This is a genomic window from Cohnella faecalis (assembly GCF_003570905.1).
Lineage (GTDB): Bacteria > Bacillota > Bacilli > Paenibacillales > Paenibacillaceae > Cohnella > Cohnella faecalis.
In genome coordinates, this window is the sequence record NZ_QXJM01000042.1 from 44,083 (window position 1) to 69,796 (window position 25,714).

The 25,714-nt window shown below is 53.6% G+C and carries 22 protein-coding genes and 5 tRNA genes; 7 read left to right on the top strand and 20 right to left on the bottom strand.

Annotated elements, in window-relative coordinates:
* Positions 1–11: 11 nt before the first annotated feature.
* Both D3H35_RS25555 and D3H35_RS33690 read right to left on the bottom strand, forming a co-directional pair.
* Entirely contained in the window at positions 12–812 is an 801-nt protein-coding gene (locus D3H35_RS25555) for an extracellular solute-binding protein (protein ID WP_119151991.1), read from the bottom strand.
* Positions 761–1,387, bottom strand: coding sequence for a type 2 periplasmic-binding domain-containing protein (locus D3H35_RS33690; protein ID WP_119151992.1), 627 nt, complete (start codon positions 1,385–1,387; stop codon positions 761–763). Before D3H35_RS33690 ends, D3H35_RS25555 begins: the two co-directional genes overlap by 52 nt.
* Positions 1,388–1,676: 289 nt before the next feature.
* On the opposite strand from D3H35_RS33690, the gene D3H35_RS25565 reads away from it, so the two are divergent.
* Both D3H35_RS25565 and D3H35_RS25570 read left to right on the top strand, forming a co-directional pair.
* Complete coding sequence (locus tag D3H35_RS25565; protein ID WP_119151993.1) at positions 1,677–2,291, top strand: TetR/AcrR family transcriptional regulator; 615 nt, start codon at positions 1,677–1,679, stop codon at positions 2,289–2,291.
* 35 nt (positions 2,292–2,326) lie between these two features.
* A complete protein-coding gene (locus D3H35_RS25570) occupies positions 2,327–4,690 on the top strand; it encodes an MMPL family transporter (RefSeq protein ID WP_119151994.1) in 2,364 nt (787 codons plus the stop codon).
* Between the two features lie 312 nt (positions 4,691–5,002).
* On the opposite strand, the gene D3H35_RS25575 is transcribed toward D3H35_RS25570, so the two are convergent.
* The 7 genes from D3H35_RS25575 to D3H35_RS25610 all read right to left on the bottom strand — a co-directional run bounded on the left by D3H35_RS25575 (position 5,003) and on the right by D3H35_RS25610 (position 7,593).
* Positions 5,003–5,452 carry a hypothetical protein gene (locus D3H35_RS25575; protein WP_119151995.1) on the bottom strand — a complete coding sequence of 150 codons (450 nt, stop codon included), beginning with the start codon at positions 5,450–5,452 and terminating at the stop codon, positions 5,003–5,005.
* A 729-nt stretch (positions 5,453–6,181) separates the two neighbouring features.
* Positions 6,182–6,267, bottom strand: a tRNA-Leu gene (locus D3H35_RS25585).
* A 48-nt stretch (positions 6,268–6,315) separates the two neighbouring features.
* A tRNA-Lys gene (locus tag D3H35_RS25590) sits at positions 6,316–6,391 on the bottom strand.
* Between the two features lie 3 nt (positions 6,392–6,394).
* A tRNA-Glu gene (locus tag D3H35_RS25595) sits at positions 6,395–6,469 on the bottom strand.
* A 328-nt stretch (positions 6,470–6,797) separates the two neighbouring features.
* Positions 6,798–6,888, bottom strand: a tRNA-Ser gene (locus D3H35_RS25600).
* Position 6,889: 1 nt separating this feature from the next.
* A tRNA-Asn gene (locus tag D3H35_RS25605) sits at positions 6,890–6,965 on the bottom strand.
* A gap of 130 nt (positions 6,966–7,095) precedes the next feature.
* Entirely contained in the window at positions 7,096–7,593 is a 498-nt protein-coding gene (locus D3H35_RS25610; RefSeq protein WP_119151996.1) for a SprT family protein, read from the bottom strand.
* Positions 7,594–7,733: 140 nt separating this feature from the next.
* On the opposite strand from D3H35_RS25610, the gene D3H35_RS25615 reads away from it, so the two are divergent.
* Together D3H35_RS25615 and cmpA are read left to right on the top strand one after the other, a co-directional pair.
* Positions 7,734–8,090: a hydrolase/acyltransferase gene (locus tag D3H35_RS25615; RefSeq protein ID WP_119151997.1), complete on the top strand. Its 357-nt coding sequence runs from the start codon at positions 7,734–7,736 to the stop codon at positions 8,088–8,090.
* A gap of 86 nt (positions 8,091–8,176) precedes the next feature.
* A complete protein-coding gene (gene cmpA, locus D3H35_RS25620; protein WP_119151998.1) occupies positions 8,177–8,329 on the top strand; it encodes a cortex morphogenetic protein CmpA in 153 nt (50 codons plus the stop codon).
* 249 nt (positions 8,330–8,578) lie between these two features.
* On the opposite strand, the gene D3H35_RS25625 is transcribed toward cmpA, so the two are convergent.
* The 9 genes from D3H35_RS25625 to D3H35_RS25665 form a co-directional block, all read right to left on the bottom strand.
* Positions 8,579–9,235, bottom strand: coding sequence for a nitroreductase family protein (locus D3H35_RS25625; protein ID WP_119151999.1), 657 nt, complete (start codon positions 9,233–9,235; stop codon positions 8,579–8,581).
* 241 nt (positions 9,236–9,476) lie between these two features.
* Entirely contained in the window at positions 9,477–9,926 is a 450-nt protein-coding gene (locus D3H35_RS25630; protein ID WP_119152000.1) for an RrF2 family transcriptional regulator, read from the bottom strand.
* Positions 9,927–10,100: 174 nt separating this feature from the next.
* Positions 10,101–12,284 carry a Tex family protein gene (locus tag D3H35_RS25635; RefSeq protein WP_119152047.1) on the bottom strand — a complete coding sequence of 728 codons (2,184 nt, stop codon included), beginning with the start codon at positions 12,282–12,284 and terminating at the stop codon, positions 10,101–10,103.
* Positions 12,285–12,355: 71 nt separating this feature from the next.
* Entirely contained in the window at positions 12,356–12,949 is a 594-nt protein-coding gene (locus D3H35_RS25640; protein WP_119152001.1) for a TetR family transcriptional regulator, read from the bottom strand.
* Positions 12,950–13,043: 94 nt separating this feature from the next.
* Positions 13,044–14,198 carry a YhgE/Pip domain-containing protein gene (locus tag D3H35_RS25645; RefSeq protein ID WP_119152002.1) on the bottom strand — a complete coding sequence of 385 codons (1,155 nt, stop codon included), beginning with the start codon at positions 14,196–14,198 and terminating at the stop codon, positions 13,044–13,046.
* Positions 14,199–14,387: 189 nt separating this feature from the next.
* Entirely contained in the window at positions 14,388–14,738 is a 351-nt protein-coding gene (locus D3H35_RS25650; protein ID WP_119152003.1) for a type II toxin-antitoxin system PemK/MazF family toxin, read from the bottom strand.
* A gap of 4 nt (positions 14,739–14,742) precedes the next feature.
* Positions 14,743–15,024: a CopG family ribbon-helix-helix protein gene (locus D3H35_RS25655; RefSeq protein ID WP_119152004.1), complete on the bottom strand. Its 282-nt coding sequence runs from the start codon at positions 15,022–15,024 to the stop codon at positions 14,743–14,745.
* 145 nt (positions 15,025–15,169) lie between these two features.
* Positions 15,170–16,351: an alanine racemase gene (gene alr, locus D3H35_RS25660; RefSeq protein WP_119152005.1), complete on the bottom strand. Its 1,182-nt coding sequence runs from the start codon at positions 16,349–16,351 to the stop codon at positions 15,170–15,172.
* Between the two features lie 165 nt (positions 16,352–16,516).
* A complete protein-coding gene (locus tag D3H35_RS25665) occupies positions 16,517–17,668 on the bottom strand; it encodes a LolA family protein (protein ID WP_119152006.1) in 1,152 nt (383 codons plus the stop codon).
* 570 nt (positions 17,669–18,238) lie between these two features.
* On the opposite strand from D3H35_RS25665, the gene D3H35_RS25675 reads away from it, so the two are divergent.
* Positions 18,239–19,444 (top strand): low temperature requirement protein A, encoded by a 1,206-nt coding sequence (locus D3H35_RS25675; RefSeq protein ID WP_119152008.1) that lies wholly within the window; start codon positions 18,239–18,241, stop codon positions 19,442–19,444.
* 349 nt (positions 19,445–19,793) lie between these two features.
* On the opposite strand, the gene D3H35_RS25680 is transcribed toward D3H35_RS25675, so the two are convergent.
* Positions 19,794–21,209, bottom strand: coding sequence for a GNAT family N-acetyltransferase (locus D3H35_RS25680; RefSeq protein ID WP_233568163.1), 1,416 nt, complete (start codon positions 21,207–21,209; stop codon positions 19,794–19,796).
* 437 nt (positions 21,210–21,646) lie between these two features.
* On the opposite strand from D3H35_RS25680, the gene D3H35_RS25685 reads away from it, so the two are divergent.
* Positions 21,647–22,288 carry a hypothetical protein gene (locus D3H35_RS25685; RefSeq protein WP_119152009.1) on the top strand — a complete coding sequence of 214 codons (642 nt, stop codon included), beginning with the start codon at positions 21,647–21,649 and terminating at the stop codon, positions 22,286–22,288.
* Between the two features lie 68 nt (positions 22,289–22,356).
* On the opposite strand, the gene D3H35_RS25690 is transcribed toward D3H35_RS25685, so the two are convergent.
* The gene (locus D3H35_RS25690) at positions 22,357–22,827 is read right to left on the bottom strand and encodes a 2-thiouracil desulfurase family protein (RefSeq protein WP_119152010.1); all 471 of its coding nucleotides are present in this window, start codon (positions 22,825–22,827) and stop codon (positions 22,357–22,359) included.
* Between the two features lie 223 nt (positions 22,828–23,050).
* On the opposite strand from D3H35_RS25690, the gene D3H35_RS25695 reads away from it, so the two are divergent.
* The gene (locus tag D3H35_RS25695) at positions 23,051–25,705 is read left to right on the top strand and encodes a stalk domain-containing protein (RefSeq protein ID WP_119152011.1); all 2,655 of its coding nucleotides are present in this window, start codon (positions 23,051–23,053) and stop codon (positions 25,703–25,705) included.
* The last annotated feature ends 9 nt before the right edge of the window (positions 25,706–25,714 follow it).

Genomic DNA, 25,714 nt, shown 5'->3' on the forward strand with positions numbered 1-25,714 from the left:
CCTACGCGAGCTTATTTCTGGTCTTTGAAGAAGGAAGGCGCGTTCCGGCCGATCGCTTTGTCCACTTTCTCCGCGAATTCCTCCGGCGTAATGAGTCCGAGCGCCAATTCGTTAGCGGTCGATCCCACGACTTCATTGGAAGCCGGGTCCAGCTTATCGTCCCAGGAAACGCCGCCTTTAGCTACCGCTTCCAAGTCCAAAGAGAAATCTTTCGCCAGCTTGAACACATTAGAAGGAAGGTCTCCATTCATAGGCGAGAGATAGCCCCCAACATCGAATGCCGCTTGGTTATAATGCTCCACGACGAACTTGAAGAATCTTTTCGTTTCCGCATCGAACGTTTCTTTGTTGAACGCATACGCCAAGCCTGCCGTAATCGAGGTGTTCGGACCGTTATTCTCGGCTCCGGCCACCTCCGGGATGAAGAAGTATCCGATTTCGCCGCTGTCATATTTGTCCTTGAACTGCGCGAGCTCCCACGACCCGTTGTAATGGATGACGGCATTGCCGCCCAGGAAAAAGTTCAAGGTTTGCGTATAATCCATGCTGCTGAAGCCTTTTTGGAAATACCCGCCCTTGCCGAGCGTGGAAAGCAAGTTCGCCGCTTTCATGCCGATTTCTCCGGTAAACTTTTCGTCCCCCGTCTTCAGCTTGTCGATGAATTCCGTATGGGTCAGACGAAGAGGGATGAACGACAGGTAACGAACCAGCTGCCACATCTCCTTGCCGGATACCGCGATCGGCGTATAACCCTCCGCTTTCAGCTTCGCCGCCGCATCGACGAACTCGTCGAAGGTTGTAGGTACTTTAATGTTGTTTTCTTCGAACGGCTTCTTGTAATACCAGAAGGCTTCGCCGTATTTGCCCTCGGGAAGAGGTACAGGTTTCCGTCGCTAAAGGAAAGGAAATCGATAGCAGCTTTGTTGAACTCGTCGAACATGCCGAATTCCTGAAGCGTGGCTTTGATGTCCACCAGACGGCCCTGCTTAGCCAGATTTTCGCTCAACAGTCCGTTCGGGATTTTAAAGAAGTCCGGAAGCTGATTGCCCGCGATATAAGTTCTAAGCTTTTGAAAATATTGCGTGTCATTCGGAATCGACTCGATCTCCACTTCGAAATTCGGGTTCACTTCTTTTTGGTACTGATCGATCAACGATTTCATGACTCGGTAATCGGCATTGTTTTCGTTGCCCTTGGTGAAGAAACGGAGCTTTTTCTTGGGTTGGCTGTCCGCTGACCCTGTATCGCTGTTAGAAGCGCCTGTGTCGATAGCTGTACCGCTTGGCGAGGCGTTGCTGTTCGAGCTTCCATTGCCGCACCCCGCAAGCAGGCTGACTGACAATACCAGAACTAAAGTGAGCACCCCTAAAACCTTGAAGTTACGCATGTCATATCCCCCATTTGATTTGCCTAGGCTTCTATCGTAGCTACTGATTAACCGGTAACTTGATTATAGGATCGCCCCGACGGAAAAAAAATCAGAGCATTTTGACTTGATCTATCAAATATTTGACCCGGCAGATATCAAATCGGGATGGATGAAAGCTTGTCGGCATTGAGTCTCTTATCCCGTTCAAATTATTGCCCAATGAGCAAAATTGCTCATTGGGCAATAATTGTGCTACATTTAACTCATCCAGATAAACGGACTGCCAATCGGAGGTGAGATTTACAAATTGAACAAATCCAGCTTGCGCGAAAGTAAAAAAGAAGCGACCGCGCACGCTTTGGCGGAAGCGGCCTTTCAACTGGCGCTGGAGCGCGGGATGGACGGCTTCGTCGTGGAGGACGTCGTGCAGCGCTCCGGTTATTCCCGCCGCACGTTCGCCAACTATTTCTCTTGCAAGGAAGAGGCCGTAGCCACGGCGACAGTGCCGTATCACGATGTCGGAGAGTTCTACGAGCTGCTGAATCGGATGTCCGACTCCACTTCGCCTATTGACGCCCTATACCAGTTCGTGAAGATGCAGCTGGCGGAAGAAACGATCCGAAGATTGAGGCAGCTCTTCACTCTGTCCGAGAGCTATCCGAACCTGAAGCCTTACACGCTGACAGCCGTTCAGCGCCTGCAACGAGAAACCCAGGAGCTCATGGCCGAGCTGTTCCGGGAAACGCACCCTCGCGACTACAACTACTTGCTGGTAGGCTCGGTGTTCTCGATGATCGTCCCCATGTTCGACGGAACATTCCGCGTGCTTCTCCTCGGAGAATCGGCAGACGATGCCTCTGGCACTCAATCGTTCGACAATTATTTTGAAACGATCTTCGGCTACTTGCGGAATGGCTTTTAACTCGTTTAACCCCAATAAAGGAGAGATTTTTTAGCATGTCCAAATTACTGTATCGCATCGGCAAGGCCGCCTTCGACAAGCCCTGGGCTTTTATCGCGGCCTGGATTCTGATTATCGGCATCGTCGTTGCCATGCTCGGCGTGAACGGCATGAGTGTAAGCTCCGAGATGAAGATCGAAGGCACGGAATCGCAGAAGGTGCTCGACAAGCTGGAGAAGGAGCTGCCGGAAGCGTCCGGCGGACAAGCAAGCGTCCTCTTCACCGCCCCTCAAGGCGAGCGGTTGGACACACCGGAGCGCATCGCTGCGATCTCCAGGGCGGTTAACAAGGTTTACGGGCTCGACTATATCATTAATCCCTCTGAGCTGGCTGCCGCTGCGGGAGCGGAACTTAGCGCGGAGCAAGCCGCGCAAAAAGACGCATCTGCTGAGACTGCTCAAGACGGACAGCCCGCCGGTGCGGCCCAAGGTACTGACGCAACAAGCGCGGCCAACGCTGCGGGCGGAGAGATGCCGCCTTACACGCAGCTCATGATTGACGGACAGCCTGTGCCCGGCGTGCTGATCGCAACCGACGGCAGCATCGCGCTCCTCCAATTTCAATTTACCGTCCAACAGAACTCGCTGCCCCAAGGCGTGACGGATAAGGTCGTGGATGCCGTCACGGAATCAGTGGATGGCAGCGGCGTAATCGCCCTGCCAAGCGACTCTCTGAAAGCAACGGAGGTGCCTATCGGCATCAACGAAGTGTTCGGCCTTCTTATCGCAGCCATCGTCCTCGTGATGACGCTTGGCTCCCTTGTCGCGGCTGGCTTGCCCATCATCACCGCGCTGTTCGGCGTAGGGATCGGCGTTGGAGGCGCGTTCGCTCTTTCCACTTTCGTGACGATGACATCGTTTACGCCCGTTCTGGCTCTAATGATCGGACTGGCGGTCGGCATCGACTATGCGCTATTTATTGTAAATAGGCAGCGTCGCCTTATTTTCGACCAAGGTTTGACGGCGCGCGAAGCCGCGGGCCGGGCGGTAGGCACGGCGGGAAGTGCCGTATTCTTTGCCGGCCTGACGGTTATCATCGCGTTGTTCGGCCTACTGGTCATCGGCATTTCCTTTTTGAGCATGATGGCGCTCGTTGCCTCTGTCACCGTGTTCCTCAGCGTGCTGATTGCTCTTACGCTGCTTCCGGCGCTTCTTGGTCTGCTCGGCGAGCGCATCTGCTCCGCCAAGGCGCGCGAGAAGCACCGCCTCAAAGCAGCATCCAAACAACATGGCTTTGCAGACGTCTGGGTGAAAGCCATCGTGAAATTCCGCTGGCTGGTCATTATCGCGGTGATTGCCGTTCTCGGTGTAGCGGCGATTCCAGCAGTCAAGATGGAGATGGGGATTCCTTCCGGCGCAAGCGCGAATTTGGACACGTCTGCCCGCCAGAGCTACGACGCCATCTCCGCCGGTTTCGGAAAAGGCTTTAATGGCCCGCTCCTCATCGTCGCCGAATCGAATAATTCCGCAGGCGTCATCGCGCCGGAGACGCTTGGCGGCATTGTACAGGAAATTCAGAAGAACAAGCATGTATCTGTCGTAACGCCCCTTGGCATGAACGCGAACGGCAACATCGCCATTTTTAGCCTTATTCCGACAACGGGGCCGACCGACACCGACACGAAGGATCTCGTGAAGGAGCTGCGCAGCGCCGACTCGGCCATCGCCAAAAACTATGGCGTTACCCTTGGCGTGACCGGGCTTACCGCGATCAACATCGATATGTCCGCCAAACTCTCAGAGGTATTCCCAACCTACATCGGCATTATCATGGTTCTGTCGTTGATTATTCTATTGCTCGTCTTCCGTTCCATTCTCGTTCCGCTCAAAGCGACGGTCGGCTTCCTGCTCAGCATACTCGCGACGTTCGGCATCACCACCGCCGTGTTCCAATGGGGGTGGGCGAGCAGCCTGTTCGGCGTCGATACCGGCGGTCCGCTCATGAGCTTCATCCCGATTCTCGTCACAGGCATCCTGTACGGACTCGCCATGGACTACCAGGTATTCCTTGTCTCCTCTATGCGCGAATCCTACGTTCACGGGCATCGCGGCAGGAGCAGCGTCATTCATGGGTACGATCAAGCAAGCCGCGTAGTCGTCGCAGCCGCCGTCATCATGGTCGCCGTCTTCGCCGGCTTCGTCATGACGCATGACATTATGATCAAACAAATCGGCTTCGCGCTGGCACTGGGCATTCTGATCGACGCGTTTTTCGTCCGTATGGCGCTCGTACCGGCTGTCATGGCTCTCTTCGGCGACAAAGCCTGGTGGCTGCCGAAGTGGCTCGACCGCTTGCTGCCGAACCTCGATGTCGAAGGCGACAAGCTGATTGCCGAATTGCAGGCCAAGGAAGCCAAGTAAAACGGAAGAGTGAGTGCTTGAATCGATCGGTATTGACTGCATTCGGACTATTCCCTCGTTTGACAGTGAAAGCCCCCATGTTAGACATGGAGGGAACAGACACTGTCGCTCGAGGGATTTTTTTCTGCTAAAGGAAGGTTGGAAGATGGAGAAAGGTGTAGAGCGTGGAGTTAATTGTTGGACATCTTTTACCAGCTAATTTCATTCATTGTAGGTTAGCTGAAACAGCGGCCCTCGTAGGCAGTTTTATCAATTTGATAAAACGTCGAAAGACCGCCTGCGAACTTTTAATCGCAGACGGTCTTTCAGGGATTATTGTGCAGTGATCACCAACTGATAAGTGCTAGTGATATTGGGCCCTCCATAAACCAATACATAGTAAGATTTACCGGCTGTAGCGCTCCAATTAAGATTTGTATATGTGCCTGGACCGCTCGTAACTGTTTTTATAGCGAGCGGTGAAATAGATTGACCATTGCTATTGTCTAACTGGTAAGCGTCATATACAGCGACTGTGTATGATTGAGTATCCGGCGGCGCAAAAAACACATTTTGAGTTGCCGTTTTAGCCGTTGTGAATTTGTACCAATCCATATCACCGGACCCAGCGAAGAAATTGTAGGCAGTTCCTTGAGTCAAAATCCATGCTGTTGAAGGTGTGTCGTTTGCCGGACTCTCATAAGGATCCGCAGCGAAAGCGGACTGAGCTCCAAACAACAGTAAACACAACGATAATAGGATGGAAAACTTGAATTTCTTCATAAAATCAACACCTCACATTATGTTTTTTGAAAACTGGCCAGTTTTCTACTAGGTATAACACTTCCAATCATTAAATAGTTTCTTATTTTTTATTATTTTAACCATTCTTTAGTATGCGTTCTCTTTTTGTTCCTATTTTCCCTTTCAGTACATCATAACGACTAATGGAAATATGTGCCTTTTCAATGGATATAAATAGCCCTCACCTGGCAGCGGGGCAAGCTGGTCAATTTTTGATTGGGTTTCTCCGCTTGGAAATCGCGTTTCAGCAGATTTTCTCCCATGCGACCACCTATGGAAGTATAATGCTCCCATAGGTTGAGACACGGGAGGGGAAAAAATAAGTGTGAACGAACCGACACTGGGCAAGGCTATGACCGCGCTTGAATTTTTAAGTCAAGATGCCGAAGCACTCAGGCAGTACGAAATGTGACAAAAGGCGCTTCATGATGAAGCTTCAATGCTCCAAGGTGCGCGTATAGAGGGCGAGACTGTAGGAAAATTAGAGATTGCCCGAAATTTGATTCAAATGAGCATGGATATTATAAAAGTAGCTCAAGCAACAGGATTCTCTGTGCAGGAGTTAGAAAAATTGAAACAGATGCATTAATGATACGGCTTGCTACCACTGAGAAATTTTTAGCGCAGCCCCCTGTTATCACCCTTAGTCCGCCATAAAGACAAACAAAAAAATCCCTTGCATATCAAGGGATTTCAGCTTCATAAGTATGGTGCGGTCGAGAGGACTCGAACCTCCACGAGATTGCTCCCGCCAGCCCCTCAAGCTGGTGCGTCTGCCATTCCGCCACGACCGCATGTATCAAATGTCGTCCTAAGGCTCACAAGTGAATCCGGACTGAAAATGGTGAGCCATGTAGGACTCGAACCTACGACACCCTGATTAAAAGTCAGGTGCTCTACCAACTGAGCTAATGGCTCGCTTGGTGACCCGTGGGGGAATCGAACCCCCGTTACCTCCGTGAAAGGGAGGTGTCTTAACCTCTTGACCAACGGGCCGTTAGTGGGCAGCGAAGCCGGTGTTTACCGTGCCCTGTTTCAGACGACATGGATGATTATATAACGAATCAAGCGGGGAGTGCAAGTCCTTTTCGAAAAAAAATTCGAAAAAATATTGCATCAACTCCCCCTGCTGCCAAAGTGCTTTCTAACCTTATTATGGTGGGAATCAGATCCAGTTGCCCGGACGCTTTCTCGTTATTCATCGTACACTTTCATCCAAGAGCAAGCCGTTCCGCTTATGCTTCCCAAAACAACAAAATAAAATACCCGACAGGCGAAATCGCCAATCGGGTATTTTTATCGTCACTGATTTGTTGGAAAAGTGTGGCGGAGAGAGAGGGATTCGAACCCTCGCACCACTTACGCAGTCTAACCCCTTAGCAGAGGGTCCCCTTGAGCCACTTGGGTATCTCTCCATGGCTCCCCGAACAGGACTCGAACCTGTGACAACTCGATTAACAGTCGAGTGCTCTACCAACTGAGCTATCAGGGAATATGTTTGTTTCAAAAGTGACAAGAATTAATTTATCACGATTCAAAAATGAAGTCAAGCCTCTTTTGCCGGTATTTTTTTATAAAGATCAAACAACCGGTTACGTCGGACGGAGACGCTTCGCCCCCTCTCATACGCCCGCCGGCTGAGGCTCGGGCGATTCGGCTGCGGGTTTCGCATCAATGAGCGCCAGCCGCCCTCTGCAGCGCCCGCAGGCGTATTTGCGAGGGTCTGCACGCCGCTTCCTCGGGTAAGACATCCCGCAAGCCTGGCAGATCAGCAAATACTTCACCGGCAGTCTGCGAGCCGCTCCCGGCAATGGACGACAATGTCTCGTCGCCCCTACTTGAGCCAGCAAGCGCTTAAAATCCTCGTCGCGGTGCTGATAGCCGCGGCCAAGCAGATGGAGATGATAATGGCACAGCTCGTGCTTAATAATCGCTTCCGTCTCTTCAGGCCCGTGTACGGCAAGCTGATGCGGGCTGATCTCGATATTGTGGCTTCTTGTGAAATACCGTCCCCCGGTCGTTCGAAGACGCGGATTAAACGTCGCTTCGTGCTTGAAGGGTCTTCCGAAAAAAGTATCCGAAACCTTTTCGACCCATATCTGCAGCTCTTGATTGTCCATTCGGAGATCCCTCCCGGGGCTTGAACTACTTGAATTGTAGCCCGCAATTGGGCTACACTGTCAAGTAGAAAATGATGCGCGCAAGCCCCTGCGCTCCGCAGGCCGCCAATCGCATCGACTAAGGGGAGAACACCGACGTCATGGCCCAATTTTCATACGTATTGCTGCAGCGCGAAGACGGAACCTTGCTATTCATAGAGATGCCTGCTTCCCACGCTTATCAGCTAAGCGCGCTCAACCTGCGTCTTCATAAAGAGCTGTCCAAGCTTACCGCCGACAATGTGCCTCAGTTGCCGAGAGCTGTTGCGGAATGCCGCGATCTGGAGCTTCTGAACGAATCGGACACTCCGATCCACGGCCTGAAATACGTTAACGAGCTAGAGCAAGCCTTCTCCGCTATCCGCGAGAGCGCCTATCCGCTCGTTTCCTTGCTCACCGAAATTCGCGCTCTCCAAGCGCAGCTCGAGCAATGGTACGAAGAAGAGGATATGCTGTAACGATTTGCCCGTCTGGGACCTGCACGGTCATTCGCCTACTCCCATATGTTATTACTACAACATGCGACGGGAGGAGGGCGATTTCGATGCCGCAATGGTTGTGCAACCAGCTTATGCGCGCGTTCCAGAAGAAAGACCGCAGGCAAATTCGTTTGCTGAACGATTGCTGGTTCTATTACCGCACCAGACCCGACCATACGGATGCCAAAGACCAAAACCCGATGGGGATTATCCCCTGAATGCATAAGAGCCCTTCGCATCGCCGCGGACCGGCGGTGCGAAGGGCTTTTGCCACTTATGCGAAGCAATAACTCGCGAGCGAAGCCGATTCAAACCGGAACATCCCTAACAAACGCGGATTGGCCATCGCAAAGGAAATTATGAACGGGCATGGCGACTCTATCGAAGCTAAGCCTTTTGCGGACCGCTAAAAAACCGAAAAAGGCCGACTCCGTCACGATAACGGAGTCGGCCTTTGAATGAATTAGTTAAGCTTTCGGCAATTCGTTAAAGAACGCGACGTCGCCGATCGGCAGCCGTGTCGTAGGGCGGCCTTCCGCGGCCGCTTTGCCGATGGCGATCAGCATGACCGGCACGTAACGTTCCGCGACGCCGAACGCTTCGACGAATTGCGCTTTGTTATAACCGCCCATCGGCACGGTATCGTAACCTTTGGCGCGGGCGATTTGCATAATTTGCATCGAGACGAGACCGCCATCGGTGTAGATGATGGAACGGGCCACTTCCGGCGGCAACCCGGAATACATCGCGACCGTGCGTTCGATGAACGATTTGGCGACGTCGACCGGCATCATTCCGGCTTCGGCCGATGTCGTGTAGATTTTATCGGCGAACTTGTAGCTTTCCACGTCGCCGAGGACGGCGATCACAGCCGATGCCTCGACAACCTGCTTCTGATTGTTAGCGATCGGCAGCAGCTTCTCCTTCAGCTCCGGCGAATCGATGACGAGAAAACGCCAAGGCTGCAAGTTCGAAGACGAAGGCGCGCGCGTCGCCAGCTCCAGTATTTCGGTCAATTCCTCGCGCGGGATGCTTACCGAAGCGTCATACTGGCGAACGGAGCGGCGGTCTTGGATCACGTCGAACAAAGAAGCGGCGGCGGTTGCTTGCGTAGTTGTTGTCATTTTATATTCCTCCTCAATGGTTTTGACTGCGTGCGTTATGACACAGTTAAAGCGACTCGACCTCGGGCAGCAGCGCAGGTTAGGTGCTTATAATTGCCTCATCTTTCTGTGTAATAAATTCCACAGTATAAAGCAAAAAACTGTTCTGAATAATGCACAGTATAGCGTCACGAACAAGTCGTTGTCAATAGACAATTTCGCCCTGCTAACCCCGAATTTCGAAACGGCTTTCGTTCGCCGATCAATGCGTATTCGTCAGCATCCGATCGGCCAAATCGGCGATCGTATAACGGCTAAGCGTCGACCGCAAGCTCTGATTCATTTCGTTCGTCAATTCGCAAAAAGCCGCCTTCATCTCGACGCCGAAAGGATGCGTGCCCGTCGTCTCCTTGATTCCGTAGCACAGAGGTTGGCCAGTCTGGAACGCGTCGTACACTTCCGCCAGCGTAATCGACTCCGGCGTTCTTTTGAGCCGATACCCGCCATCCCGACCTTCCCGGGTTTCGAGAAAGCCTTCGCGGGCGAGCACCGCCAGAATCCGTCGCAGCAGCGTCGCTTCCGATTGCAAATATGCCGCGATTTCCACACTCGGGCACGTCTGGATATTTTCCTTGGACAAAATGATCAATGCTTGCACCGCCAAACCGAACCATTTCGGATGATGGTTGCCCGTGCACTTTTCAAGCTCCATGTTATTTTCCCCTTTCGCCCCCGGAATATCCGTCGTTTGTATCCCTGCATTGTATAATGAACCCGACTAGACTAGCAAGAGGAAAAAATCATGCAAATACAGCGGTCAAGAAAAGCAGGGCTCGGTCCCGGTCGCATGAAACCGCGGAACGAACCCTGCCATCGAAACGTAAGGTTAAGGCTGCCGCATCGTAAGACTTACGCGGCTTTTTTTCAACTCGACGCCAAGCACCCACACGGTAACCGTATCGCCTACAGCGACAGCTTCGGTCGGATGCTTCACGAACTTATTGCTTAGCTGGGAGATGTGCACAAGGCCGTCGTTTTTAATGCCGATATCGACGAACGCCCCGAAATCGACCACATTGCGAACGGTTCCTTGCAGCTCCATGCCCGGCTTCAAATCCTCGATATCCAGCACGTCCGTATGAAAAATCGGCGGCGGAAGCTCGTCCCTCGGATCTCGGCCCGGACGAAGCAAGCTCTCGATAATATCGCGCAAGGTCGGTACGCCCACGGACAGCTTCGCGGCCAGTTCCTCCACGCTCGCGGAGCGCAGCTTGCTCGCCAGCGTATCCGAGCCTATAACCGCCAAAGGAAGCTCCAGCTCTCGAAACAGCTTATCCACGACATCATAGGATTCCGGATGAATCGGAGTGCTGTCGAGCGGGTTTTTCCCGTCCGAGATGCGAAGAAAGCCGACGCATTGCTCGTAAGTTTTGGCTCCGAGTCGCGGAACCTTCTGCAGCTGCTTCCGGTCTCCGAACTTGCCGTTCTCCTCGCGAGCTTTGACGATATTGCGGGCCAAAGTCGCGTTAATTCCGGATACGTACGACAACAGTGCCGAAGAAGCCGTATTGACGTCGACGCCGACATGGTTAACCGCCGACTCGACGACTCCGGAGAGGCTTTCGTCAAGCCGCTTTTGGGCGACATCATGCTGGTACTGGCCGACCCCTATCGCCTTCGGCTCGATTTTGACAAGCTCGGCCAGCGGATCCTGCAGACGGCGCGCGATGGAGACGGCGCTCCGCTCCGCCACGTCGAGATCCGGAAATTCTTCCTGCGCCAGCTTGGAAGCCGAATAGACGGAAGCTCCCGCCTCGTTGACGATCAAATATTGCAAGCCAAGCTCGGGAAGCCCTTTAATAACGGACACGACGAACTGCTCCGTCTCCCGGGAAGCCGTTCCGTTGCCGACGACGATGAGCCCGACGCCATATTGGCTTATGAGCCGGCGGAACAACGCTTCGGCCTCCGCCTTCTTGTTGTGGGGAGGAGTTGGGTAAGATACCGCGACCTCCATGAGCTTGCCCGTATCGTCCACGACGGCAAGCTTGCACCCGGTCCGGTATGCAGGATCGACTCCGAGCACGACGCGCCCCTTGACCGGAGGCTGCAGCAGCAAATTCCGAAGATTTTCCGAGAAAATTCCGATCGCATGCTCCTCCGCCTTCTCCGTCAGCTCTCCCCGAAGCTCGCGTTCGATCGAAGGAGCGATCAGCCGCTTGTAGCAATCTTCGGTAACGGCGACGAGCGTATCCCGGGCAATCGAAGGATAGCGGATAATTCGGCGCTGCAGCTCGTCCGTAATCCGGTTGACCGGAACGTCCATCGAGACGGACAGCAATTCCTCGCGCTCTCCGCGGTTAATGGCAAGAACACGATGGGGCGGCAGCCGTTTGACCGGTTCGCTATACTGGTAATACATCTCGTACACCGACTCGGCTTCCGCGTTTTTCGCTTTGCTCACCAGCAAGCCGTTATCCCAAGTAAACTTGCGCACCCACTTGCGAATATTGGCATCGTCGGCAACGTTCTCGGCGATAATGTCCATCGCGCCCTGGATCGCTTCCTCCGGAGAAGCCACGCCTTTGTCGGCATCGACATACTTGGCGGCTTCCGCCCTCATATCCCCTTGCTTCGGCTGAGACATCAGCCATTCGGACAACGGCTCCAGCCCGCGCTCCCTGGCAACGCTCGCTCTTGTCTTGCGCTTTTGACGGTATGGCCGGTAAAGATCCTCAACCTCCTGAAGCTTGGCCGCTTTGGAGATCGAATCGCTAAGCTCGGGCGTCAGCTTGCCTTGCTCGTCGATCAAGCGAATAACTTCGGCCTTGCGATCCTCAAGACCTTTCAAATAATTGCGTCGTTCCTCAATATCGCGAAGCTGGTTCTCGTCCAGCTCCCCGGTCATCTCTTTGCGATAGCGGGCGATAAAAGGAATCGTGTTGCCCTCGTCAAGCAGCCCCGCTACCGTTCGTACTTGGTTATAGCCAATGCCAAGCTCGCCCGCGATTTGGCGAATCATTCGTTCCGTCTTCTCCGCCGCGTTCGCTTGGGTCGTCGTATCTGCCATTTTCCCGAATGCTCCTTTCGAATCCGGCACGCAAAGGAGCGCCTCCGGCCGGAAGCGCCCTTGTGCCGATTTTATGAATCCGCTTTGTACATGAGCCCGTTCAAGATGAACGCCGTCATATCTTCGATCAGCTGCTCCGGAGTTTGCTCCTCTTCCCGCATAAGCGGGGAGAAGTAGGTGGAATCCCGGTCAAAGAGCAGCGACATAATAAAGCTGAACGTATGATCGATTGAGCGAAAAGTAAACGTCCCCTGTTCCCGGCCCTGCTCAAGCAAATGCAGAAGCTTGTGCCACAGAGGAAATTTCCCCTGTCTCAGCAGTTCTATCCTCGGGCTGAACATCATGATTTCCATTTGGAACAAGCGAACCAATTCGGGCTCCCTTAGCTGGAACAGGATGACTTCCTTGACGACTTTCCTAATGCCTTCCACCGGACTCGGTTCCCCGCTTAGAATGTCGTCCATGACGGTTTGGGTAAAGAACGTCTCCAGAAGCGCCTGAAAAATCTTATCCTTGCCTCCAAAATAATAGGAGATAAGCGCAACGTTCGCTCCGGCCTCTTCGCATATTTGGCGGATCGTCGTTCCGTCGAAGCCTTGGCGAGCGAACAGCTTCTTGGCAGCCTGCAACAGGCGCATCTTCACGTCTTGTTCGGCTGGCTGCATTTACATATTCCCCCATTATCGGCATGATTATCGGCATGCTCCTTCTATTATGCCGATACCGGCAGGAGGAAGCAAGAGCTTCCAAAGCTGCAAGCTATCGGGAGCCCGCAGCGGAGGGGATCGCCTGCGGAGCCCGGCCGCGCTTCGCCGCAACGGCCAGCGCTCCGAGCGCAAGCGCCGCTCCGGCAATGATCAGCAAGCCCGTCGCAGCGTGACCGATGCCGGGGCCGCCGAACATGACGTTCATCGTCCCTTCTACCGCGAAGGTAGCGGGAAGCGCGTCTCCGAGACCGCGGTAAAAGCCGGACAGCAGCTCTCGCGGCACCATTGCGCCCGAAGAGACGAGCTGCGCGGACAGCGTCACGATGTTAAGCAGCATGCCGCCCATCCCTAACAGCAGCAAGAACAACTGCGAGACGAACAGGAACGTGAGCATAATAAGGAACAGCAATAGCCATAGTGTCCCAAAGCCTTGCTCCGCGCCTCCTCCGAACGCCGAGACCAGCGTTGCTCCGACCAGTGAGACGACGACGGAAGCGCCCAGATTAATAATCCCTCTTGCCGCGAATCGCTGCCAGCGCCCGGCTTGTCCGGCCAGCGCCATGGAGGACTGTTCCATATTCATACCCATGATCATAGCGCCGACGTAAGAAGCGAGAACGAGCATCATAGGCACCATTTGATTGTTCATTCCGTTCACTTTGTTCGTTGTCACCAGATTCGAGACGACCCGCTCCGACAAGGCGGAAGCCGAATTCGCCGCTTGATCCGCCGGAACGTTCGCGGTCGACAGAGCGCCTTGAACGCCTTGCGCGACAGCGATCTTATTGACGGCTGCCGTTACTTGCGACGATACGCCGGTCATCATGCTCTTGATCGTCGCGGGATTCGATTCGTTCAGAAGGTACTCAAGCTCCGCTTTCTTATCTGGAGTCGCCACATCCGCCGAGAAAGCAGCTGGAATACGAATGACCATTTGCAGCTCTCTCTCGTTCAGAGCGTGTTCCGCGCTCTGCGAATCGGCGAAAACCTCGGTCTGCACCGGGAGAGTCGTCCGCAGCTGCTCGACGATCTTCGCGCCGAAGCCCGGGTCTTCGTTCACGATCCCGACCTTAAGATTGCCCATTCGATCGGATACTCCATCGTACCCCGTCATCCAGACGACCGAAAAAATCACTTGAAACATCAACGCCGTAGCGAGCCCGATCCATGTCGTCGGACGTTTGAAAAACAAACGAACCGTATTCATTCTTTCATCCTTCTCCTCTCGCAAACATGTTGCGCTTCATTTTAATCGATTGATTTAATTATTTGTTTTAATCATTTGTTTAAATCGATTGATTAAAATATAACGCATGTCTTTCTCTTTGTAAACCCCTCTTAAACAGAAAAAAGGCGCCTGTTTCAACCGCCGGCATTCCGGCGCTGAAGGGCGCTTTCAAAAGTCGATCAAGCCTACGCTAATTTGCAAAGCCTCGTCGACCTTGCGCATCGTCTCGTCGTCCAGATGGGTTATTTTATCCGTCAGCCGTTGCTTGTCGATCGTACGAATCTGCTCCAGCAAGACGACGGAGTCCCGCTCCATGCCGTGCGTCTTCGCTTCGATCTCCACGTGAGTCGGCAGCTTCGCCTTCTGGATTTGCGCCGTAATCGCAGCGATAATGACCGTCGGGCTAAAACGATTGCCGATATCATTCTGGATGACAAGCACGGGGCGCACGCCGCCCTGTTCAGAGCCGACTACCGGCGACAAATCGGCATAAAAGACATCCCCGCGTTTAACGATCAAATGATTACACCCCGCTTACGAGACGATCCAGCGTACCGTCGGCATCGACTTCCGCTTGGAACGCTTCAGAGGCCATGTTCAAGTTAATCTTGGCCATTTCCAAATACCCGCGCTGCATGGAATCGCGGATCGCCCGCTTTTTCCGCTCCACCAAATATTGCTTCATCGCTTGGCGAATAATTTCGCTGCGGTTCGTATTTTCCTTTTCGACGACGAAGTCGACCTCCCGCAGCAGATGATCGGGCAGACTGATCATTATGCGCTTCGTATTGTGCAAATTGGCCACCGAACAAGCACCCCCAAAGATTTCCCGCGCCGAGCCTATTTTCCAGTATGCTTGACACTCTATCAAGCTATACGTTCGTTTCCCTAATCATTCGCGATTAAGGGACGTATTTCCTGCCGTTAAATGAAAAAGCGATCGATCCAATCTATGCCAAAAGCGGGTTGGTCACGCCAACGATTTCCCCGTTCTTCCGGTACAGTCGCGGAACCCGCGTCGCAAGCATGCAAATGAGTTCATAATTAATCGTTCCGAGACGAGCCGCAACTTCTTCGACCGTAATGAACGCCTCGCCCTGCCGTCCGATCAACACGACCTCTTCTCCCGGCAGAAGCGGAGCGTCGCCCTCGGACCATGCGTCGCTCAAGCGAACCATGCACTGATCCATGCAAATCGTGCCAACAATCGGAACCCGGCGCTCGCGGAACAAAGCTTCGGCTTTCCCGGAAAGCATGCGGCTGAATCCGTCGGCATAACCGATAGGCAGCGTGCCGATCGTCTCGTTTCCTTGCGTAAAATAGCGCGTACCGTAGCTGATTCCTTCGCCTGCCTGCAGCTGCTTCGCATGCACGATCCGAGTCTTGAGGCTTAAGATAGGCTCGAGATCGACGGCGCTGCGATTCACTTCATCGCTGGGGTACAGTCCATACATGCTGATTCCCAGACGAAGCATCTGTCCCGCATGCTCCGGCAAATCGATTCCGGCGGCGCTGTTGCCTGCATGAACGATCGAAATCGGCAGGCCGTTGCGGCGAACGTAGTCGACAACGGCTCCGAATCGTTCGATTTGCATCATCATGTAGCTTTTGTCGACTTCGTCCGCCTTCGCGTAGTGGGTGAACAACCCTTCCACCTCAAGCTGCGGCAGACGGCAAGCGCGTTCAATAAAGGCTTCCGCGTCCGAACCCGGCAGCAGTCCGAGACGGCCCATGCCCGAGTCGATTTTAATGTGCGCCTTAAGCTTCAATCCGTTCGTCGGCAGCGCAGCCGCGGCGGTTAACGTATCGTCCCTGTACAGCGTTATCGTAATTCCATTGTCTCGCGCCAATGCGAGTCCTTCCGGCGGCGTAAATCCAAGCACCAATATCGGCGCGGTTATGCCTTCGTTGCGAAGCTGAAGCGCCTCGTCCAGAAACGCTACCCCGAGGTAGTCCGCTCCGGAAGCGACGGCTTCCTTGGCAATCCAGGCCGCACCGTGTCCGTAAGCATTCGCTTTGACGGATGCGAGCAGCTTCGTGCCGGCAGGAATCTGGCGACGGAATGTCCCTATGTTCCGCCCGAGGGCGTCCAGGGAAACCTCGGCCACGGTCGGCCGGTAATAACAATCCACGGACCAGTCACCTTCCCAATAGCACATACTTCGATATCGTAATGTTACCGGGAGCGGGAAGCACTGTCAACGAAAGTCCTTCAGTCAACCTTTTCCTGTTCAAGACAATCTTGCATGAAAAGGCAAGGAACCGGCGCTAGCGCGACCGGTTCCTCCTTCCTGCCCTTATTTGCCCGAGGACTCCTCCATCGATTGCGCAATGGCGACCATATCCTCTTCCGGCAAATCGTTCGTCGTCAGCCGGTATTCCACTCCCGCATAGCTCCAAGTGAGCGTCTTCGTATCCGTTCCCGTCAACAGGCCGTAAGTAAAGCCGAGATCAAGGACAATTCCTTCGCTCAAGGAAGCCGCTCTGTCCTTGGAAGCCATCTCGAGAATCGTGAAATCGTACGTTCCCGTATACCGCAGCATGACGCCCATCGAGTCTCCGAGCTGCACGTCGATAGCTCCGTCGATCTGCTTCACGCCTACAGGCAGCGCGTCCGGATCCGGCTCGGAGACGGTAACGGTATCCGGCTGTTTGTCGATCGAGCCGGATGTCGGCTCTTCGTTCGTTCCCGCAGTCGCTTCCGGATCCGGCGACGACTCGCCGTCCGTCGGCTTCCCGCTCGCGGAAGGGGACTGCGAGGCATCCGGACTATTGGAAGCGTCCGGCCCCGAAGAGGAGGATTGCGAATTGGGCTGCTTCATATTCTCATTCATATCGAATACCAGGCTGTCGAACTTCTTGTCAAAAGCAAAACTGTCGAATTTCACGTCAACCATAACGTTGGCGTTCGTGTCCGTCACCTGGACTTGCTTCGGCGCGTAGTTTTCCTTGTCCAGCCATATTTTCTGGCGGGCGAACGAACCGTTCTGGTAGTTACCGGCCATGACATCGAAAATATAGGCATCCTTATCCGTCGTGAACTGCCGCGAATTATCGACGAGAATGCTCTGAAGCAACGTCTGGTAGAGGTAGACCTGTCCTTGATTTTCCGGCCAGTCGCTTTGGAACCTGTAGCTTTTGTTCAAGCTTGGAGTAAGGACGAATACGCCGTCTCCGTTGCGGAGAACGATTTGCGTAATATCCCTTTTTTCGTTGGTGAGCGCGATACGGTAGAAATTCGGCTTTTGGTACCGTACCTCGACTTTGTAAGTGAGCGGCTGCTGACCGGTATGTAGCGTCATCGTCCCGCTGCCCTCATAGCTCTCCATCTTGCTCTTGACTTTGTCCAGGTCCTTGACGATCGAGTCCGCGTTTTTGCTGCCGCATGCCGACAGAACGGCGGCCAGCAATAGAACGGCGGCAACGACCAATGGGATCCTACGACGCATAAGATCAACCCCTCTGCACTTTGGTTATTCCATGGTTCATTTGTATGAGGGGTCTTGGCCGATTATGCGGACGAGATGAAGCTTATCCAAATGTACTGCTGTTCCAATAGAGACTAAAAATAAAAACGGATAATGATGTTATCGAACCAGTGAGATATAATTATGGAAAAATTGCTATAATTCCAAGGCGGATAAGAAATCGCCTACAACTAAAGAACGGACGTGAAACGCAACTATGTTCAATTTCGGAGATCTGAGCAATGTTCCAATGGTATCGGGATGGGGTGTTTGCATAGTACTGGCGATCCTCTTAATAGGAGCGGTAAAAAAGGCTAAAAAATGGCTCGTTCGCTTCGCGACTGTTGCATTGGTCGCGGCCGTCGCATTTGTGTTCTATGCTTCAACCTTATCCGAAGACCCTGCCGCGGATGATCCGGCCTCCAACATCGTAAAGGATACCGTTCATGAGGTCATAAAGGAAATAAAATCCGATCGATAGATCAAGGCACGGGAACGATAACAGGAAAGATATTCTAAAAGCAGTTCATACGATGAACAGGAGAGCAGAACATGGAAAAACGCACATCGGAAGCCGCACTGTTCCGTAGCAGAGGGAATACGGATTCAGGAAAAGTATCGTTTATCGAATTGTTCTTTGACTTGATTTTTGTCTTTGCCGTCACACAGCTTTCCCACGCCCTTCTGGAAAACTTCACGTTGAAGGGGGCGGTTCAAGCCGCACTAATCACGATGGCCATTTGGTGGGTGTGGATCTTTACCGCATGGGTCATCAACTGGTTAAATCCGGATACGAAGCCGGTTCGGATTTTGCTAATCTCGCTCATGCTGCTCGGTCTTATGATGTCCTCCTCGATTCCGGACGCATTCGAACATACGGGGCTCTATTTCGGCATAGCTTATGCCCTGTTCCAGATCGGTCGGACCGGCTTCACAGTCTGGGTGCTGCGCCAAGGTCCGGACGAGCTCCGCCTCAACTTCATCCGCATTCTCGGCTGGCTGATCTTATCGGGCATGTTTTGGATCTCCGGCGGAATCGTACACGATTCGTGGCGGCTTGCGCTATGGCTGGCAGCTCTTCTCATCGAATATATTTCACCGTCGCTCGGATTTTGGATGCCTCGGATCGGCAGATCCCCGACCAATGTATGGAACGTTGAAGGCTCTCATCTAGCCGAACGGTGCGGTTTGTTCATTATTATCGCACTGGGAGAATCCATTCTCGTGACAGGGGCGACTTTCGCCAAGCTGGAATGGAGCCCGACTACATTGGGGGCATTCGCCGTCTCATTCGCCGGCACGGTAGCCATGTGGTGGATTTATTTCGAGATGACAGCCAAGATAGGGCACCATTATATCGCGCATTCTTCCGATCCGGGAAGAATAGCCCGATCGGCATATACGTATACACATCTCTTGCTGGTAGCGGGCATTATCGTATCCGCCGTTGCGGACGAATTGCTGCTCGTCCATCCGTCCGGCCATATCGATGCCAAGACGGCTGCGGTTATTCTCGGAGGGCCGGCGATTTACTTGCTCGGAAATATGTTGTTTATGAGAATCGTCGCCCGTACGGTGCCTATGTCGTACCTCATGGGGCTGGTTGCTCTCGTGCTGCTTGCTCCTTTTGCTTCGGAACTCTCGCCGCTTATTCTGTCCGCAGCCGCAGCCGCCGTGCTGGTGATTGTCTCTATTTGGGGAAGTGCTTTTTCCGAACGGCTTTGCAAGCTCGTTCCGTCCCCCGAATCGAGAGCTTGACCCGGCGGCTTCTCCTGCGTGGACAAGAACGAGGGGCGTTGCAAACACAGCGAATGCGATTTAGCGGCATCGCTCGTTTTGTCGCATACATCTATCAAACAGATCGACTGCCAACCTCGCATTCCGATACGTGAAGCAGCAACGGGGCACGACTGAAAGAGCGATTTTACAAACTAAGCGTGGCTAGGGAATCGCTGCACGTCGGGAATAGCTCGGCATATTCTCCAAGCTATTCCCGACGCGTTGCTGTTGCTGTTGGAAAAATGAATGTAAAAAGCCGCCAAAGCTATGGCGGCGGTAGTCAATATAGCCAAGTGGAAAAAGTGCAGGGCCTAAATGTAAGTCATTACTATTTCGATATTTTCAATTCTCGTATGACTTCGCGTTCATCACGGCCCACTTCTACAAAGCCCAGAGAAGCATATAAGTTGGATGCTCGCTTGTTCTCAGTCCGATGCCCAAGTACGATTTTGTCACAGCCGTGCTTTTCCTTCATATAGCGTATAAGCTCCTCCATGCCAGACCGCCCCAACCCTCTATGTTGGAACTTATGATCAATCATGTAGGCCATGATCCAATTGCTCCCGTCTTCGGGATCGATTGCGCAAACCGCAAATCCCACTAATTGTTCCCCAGTGTACATAGCCAGAGGAGTAAACCCGCAATAGGCCGACTCTGCGAGCCAATAAACCACCGGTACAGGAAAAACGTTCTTCTGCTCATCCGTCACTTCAAGTTGAGTACAGGTGTACCAATTGCTTTGATCGACTGGCCTGAGTTCTACTGTCGGCCGAAAACGTTCACGTATCCGATCGCACACCTTCAGCAGCTTATCCTTAAGCTGAATGGCCCACTCCGGCGAACTTTGGACATCCATATCCTCAACGCTGCGGAAGAGACGTGCGAAAGTATATAGGTCTGAAAACCGTTGAAATAGTGGAAACAATTCCACGTAACACTCATCCAAAGGCTTAATCGACCGATACCCGGATAGAAAATGCTCTATTTTCCGTTGAGTATTGTCCTCTTCTTGCTCTGTCAGATCGGCTATGGCGGATACAATATCCATCGCGTACCAATGGATCATCGCATCGTCGAAGTCGATAGCGCAATAGCGTGATTCCTCTTCATCGTAGAAAATGTTGTCAGTTTCGAAATCATAATGAATCAAACCCATATGTTCCGCGCTAGCAGGAAGCTCTGAGAGTTGCCTGCGCACTTGTTCAAGCTCACGCCGGGCACCTTCCTCGCAGGGATGCCGCTGCAAAACGGAAGAGACAAACGTCAGCGCATCGAGCCAGCTTCCCCGCTTTGCCTCTCCGGAAGTATACGCCCCCGATAGAATGTGCATCGAAGCAAGCGATCTTCCCCACTCTTGGGCATGCCGATCTGTCATTCTATCAAGCGGAAGATGAATTCCTTTGGCTTGTTCAAATACAACACCGTAGTAACATCCATTATCAGCCGCCCGGATCGTTTCAATCCTATTGCCATTTTTGGAGAGGACGGGAGCCACTGTCGGATAGCCGTTGGCTAATAGGTACAGCATAAAATCAAGTTCGGCCTGGATTTTCTCAATCGTGTTGTCCTCTTCATGAATAAATCGGAGAAAATGCCGAATGCCGTTTCTTTCAAACGAGTAGATGAAATTGCTGCTCGCTCTCCGAAACTTTAACGTGTCCGAATCATGCTCCCAAGACTGAATCAGTTGATTGGCTACGGAATCATTTTCTGATCCTCGTACCCTGTTCTTTAACGACATCATTTCTCGTTTGCCTCCCATTACCTAATGAGAGGTAGTCTTGTTTACAAATAACGACCTCTCACAGGCTCTTTTGCGTTGTTGTTCGAATTCAAACACCATCACTCCTTCAGATAATAGTAGGGGTATAAAAGCCGTGTCCGCTAAGAAACATTTCCCCATTAAACATTGTCGGATATCTTTCCAATTTTATCAAGGTTTGGGTTCTGTTAATTTGAATATCGGCGATCCGGGAGCGGAGTTTGACCTTTGGACGGGTGTCGCGGAGGGCCGGACAGAATTGCCGGGAAGCTTAGGACGCAGGTTCGGGAGGTCTGAGGAAAAGTAAACTTTTGAAACGGACAAATGTGATGACTTTGGCGGGGAACTCCGTTTGTGGTTGGCGAGCTACGAGGTGATTAGCGCGCGTAACCGGCCCTCGGCGGGTTACTGGGGGGCAGGTGCGTTCTTTCGGCGCGGATAGCCGGCTGGCGGCGGGTTACCGGGAGCGCGAGCGCTCTTTCGGCGCGGATAGCCGGCTGGCGGCGGGTTACCGGGGGCGCGAGCGCTCTTTCGGCGCGGATAGCCAGCTGGCGGCGGGTTACCGGGGGCGCGAGCGCTCTTTCGGCGCGGATAGCCGGCTGGCGGCGGGTTACCGGGAGCGCGAGCGCTCTTTCGGCGCGGATAGCCGGCTGGCGGCGGGTTACCGGGGGCGCGAGCGCTCTTTCGGCGCGGATAGCCGGCTGGCGGCAGGTTACCGGGAGCGCGAGCGCTCTTTCGGCGCGGATAGCCGGCTGGCGGCGGGTTACCGGGAGCGCGAGCGCTCTTTTGGCGCGGATAGCCGGCTGGCGGCAGGTTACCGGGGGCGCGAGCACTCTTTCGGCGCGGATAGCCGGCTGACGGCGGGTTACCGGGGCGCGAGTTCTTTTTCGGCGCGTGTAACCGGCTCTCGGCGGGTTACCGGGAGCGCGAGCGCTCTTTCGGCGCGGATAGCCGGCTCTCGGCGGGTTACCGGGGGCGCGAGCGCTCTTTCGGCGCGGATAGCCGGCTCTCGGCGGGTTACCGGGAGCGCGAGTTCTTTTTCGGCGCATGTAACCGGCTGACGGCGGGTTACCGGGAGCGCGAGCGCTCTTTCGGCGCGCGTAACCGACTCTCGGCGGGTTACCGGAGCCTACTGGCTCCCGTCGACAAGAGCCAACTCGCGTTCGATTTCGTCCAGTTGGTCTTCCCCGAACACCTTGAAGCCGTTACGACGCAGAAGCTCGGTCGTCGTTCCTTCTCCCGCAACGACCGTATCGGTGAAGGTGCCGTCGTAGATGAACAAGCTTCCGCAGGAAGGGCTGTCCTGCTTCAGAATCGCGAGCGCTACGTCATGTTCGTTAGCCAGCTTCAAAGCAGCGTTCGCGCCTTTCGCGAAAGGCTCGGTCACATCGGCTCCAGCGCCGGTCACAACACGGTCTCCTTGGCGCTGAGCGTCCGGACGCGGCGTCGGAAGCCCGCCTACCACCTCGGGACAGATCGAAACGAAGCGGCCTTCCTCGTACCACTTCAAAAACCTCGGGTCCAGACAAGGAACGTCCCCGTTGTCGTACCGCACCTTTTGTCCCAGCAAACACGCACTTACCAATATCTTTTTGGACATGGCTGCGCCTCCCGATCTTTTTCGCTATCAATTAAATGATAAGGAATAGAACCGAAAAAGTATAATTGAAAAAACTGAACCGTTGGCCAGTCTGGTTCAAATTGAGCGCATCCGAAAATAAATGTCGGAACCGCTCTATTTTTTTGCGAGAAATGCGCAACTTTTCCATTCCTTTGCCAGTCTATCAACTTATTGATAGAGTTGGAGAGGGGCTTTGCGCACCATGAGATCAAAATGGAAAAAAGCGCTCGGAACGCTGCTAATAACGACAGTGACGGCGACTTCAGTAACCGTTATATCGGTTCCGCAGCTTACATATGCCGAAGCCGCAACTACAGCGGCAGATCAATTGATTCTTAACAGCGAAAGTCCGATTACGTCGGGGGCGACCTTACGATCCTATACTTGGAAATCGACCCGCAACAAGAAAGCCATATCCGTCAATGCGAAGGTCATTGCCGTCGATCTTACCAATCCCAACGTGAAGCTGGACGTCATGACGGGATCGGGAGAGCAATTTACCAAAAAGCAGACGATAGCGGGAATGGCCAAGGAATACGGCGCCGCAGCGGGAATTAACGGGGACTTCTACAACACCAAAGCGGACGGAGCTCCGATGGGGCCGCAAGTCAGCGACGGAGTCGTCATGTCCACCGCTCCGCTTCTGGCCGGATACTACAGCTTTGCCGTGACGAAGGACCGCAAGCCGCTTATCGATACCTTCTCCTTTTCCGGTCTCGTTACGGCCGCCGACGGCGCCTCTTTTAATTTGAACGGCATCAACAAAGCGGTCTATTGGTACGGGAAGCCCAGCGTACATGCCATGAACGATTCGATGTTCATCTATACAAGCGCCTGGGGAAGCACGCTTAGGGCCGTTGATCGCAATACCGATCTGTTGGAGGTTCTCGTCGTGGACGGAATCGTGCAGCAGATTCAGCCTGGCGCCATCAAGGCGATCCCGCCGGAGAACGGCTATATTTTGAGAACGGAGGGCAAAGCCCGCAAGTTCGTGCTCGAGCATATGAAGGTCGGAGATCCCGTATCGTATACCTATCAGATGATAGGCAGCGAATTTAAGCCGCAAGCGGACGCCAGCCAGTTCAACGTCATGATCGGAGGCGGAACGTTGCTGGTCGACAAGGGTAAGCCGGTCGAAACGCTTTCTCTGCCGAACGACGCGGACGCCAAGTCGGCCAGATCGCGCACCTCGGTCGGCTTCTCCGCCGATCAGAAATTCGTCTACTTGGTTACGGCGGATAAAACCGGCAGCTCCAGCGACGGAGTAACGTTGAAGGAGCTCGGTAAGCTGCTGGCGCAAATAGGCGTATGGCGGGGCATTAATCTGGATGGCGGCGGCTCTACCCAGCTCGTGTCGAGACCGCTTGGGGATACGACGGCCGTAATCGCCAACGGTTTGGAAAACAACTGGCAGCGTCCGGTCGTCAACGGTCTCGGCGTATTTTCGACGGCTCCCAAAGGCCAGCTTGCAGGGCTAATCGTATCGGGCGCCAAGTTCGTGCTGAAGGGCGAGCAAGCAACCTTTTCCTTGAAGGGCTACGATCAATACGACAATCCCGTCGATGCGGCGGACTTGGCCAATGTCAGCTGGACAACGACCGATAAGAAAGCCGCGATGGAAGCCGGGGTCTTCACTTCAAGCTCCGCAGGAAAGACGAAAGTAACGGCCAGTCTCGGCGGCGTCAGCCAAAACTATGATGTGCAAGTCATAGGAAGAGACGATATTCAGAGCATGAGCGTCGTAACGTCAAGCTCCGTCGCCATTACCAACAGCTCGATCAAGCTTTCCGTAAAAGTCAAAACGAAGTCGGGGGCGGAGCGGACGCTTCCCGGCCAGCTTTTCTCCTGGGAGCTGCAAGGAATCGAAGGTCAGGTAACCGACAACATACTCAAGGTGAGCAGCGTCAAAGACAGCGCCGCGGCCCGTATCGTCGCTCATTACGACGGATACGGAGCGACTGCGACTCTGCCGATCGGCGTTGTGCAAACGATAGCCGATTGGGACAGCCCGGCGACCGATCTCGCAACCGCGTTCGCTTCAACCGCGGGAGTAACGGGCACAGTCGCGAATATTGCCGTTGAAGGCAACGAACAGAACCGGGCAATCGAGCTTGCCTACGACATGACGACCGGCACAACCGACACGAAAGCGGCTTACGTCTCCTTCCCCAAAGGAGTCGCGCTAAGCGGGCAGCCGCAAAAGATTCAAATGCAGGTACGGGGCGATCAGAGCTTGAACTGGCTTCGCGCGGAAATGATAGACGCGGATAATAAATTGTACTATATTGAGCTTGAGCCTACCGTGAACTGGAAAGGTTGGAAGACCGTATCCGCCGATCTCGCAGGCTTGAAGATGAAGTACCCCGTCAAGCTTAACAAGCTGTACGTAGCAAGTCCGAAGGTCGGCGAAGACGAACGAAATCCGATTGGCAGCGTCGCTTTCGATCAAATTTCGTTCCTGTACAAGCAAGCCATTCCCGGACTTAAGCAAAACACGGCAAAGCTGACCCTCGGCAAAAAGAAAATCGAAGTCAACGGCGTCGCGGCAACGATCGATGTCGCACCGCTGACCGTCAACGGCAGAACGTTCGTCCCTCTTCGCTTCATTGTCGACGCGCTCGGCGGCGAAGTTCAGTGGGATCCCGTCGATAAAAGGATTACCGTATTCCGCGGCAGTCAGATGGCGGAAATGCGGGTCGGCGAGAAAGATATGATTTTCAATGGCCAGAGAGTCACGACGGAAGCCGCCCCCATAAGCAAAAACGCAAGAACGCTGGTCCCTCTACGCTTGTTATCGGAGCAATTCGGCTGGATTGTCGATTGGAACGACAAGACTAAGGAAATTACCTTACGCTAAGGGAGCCAC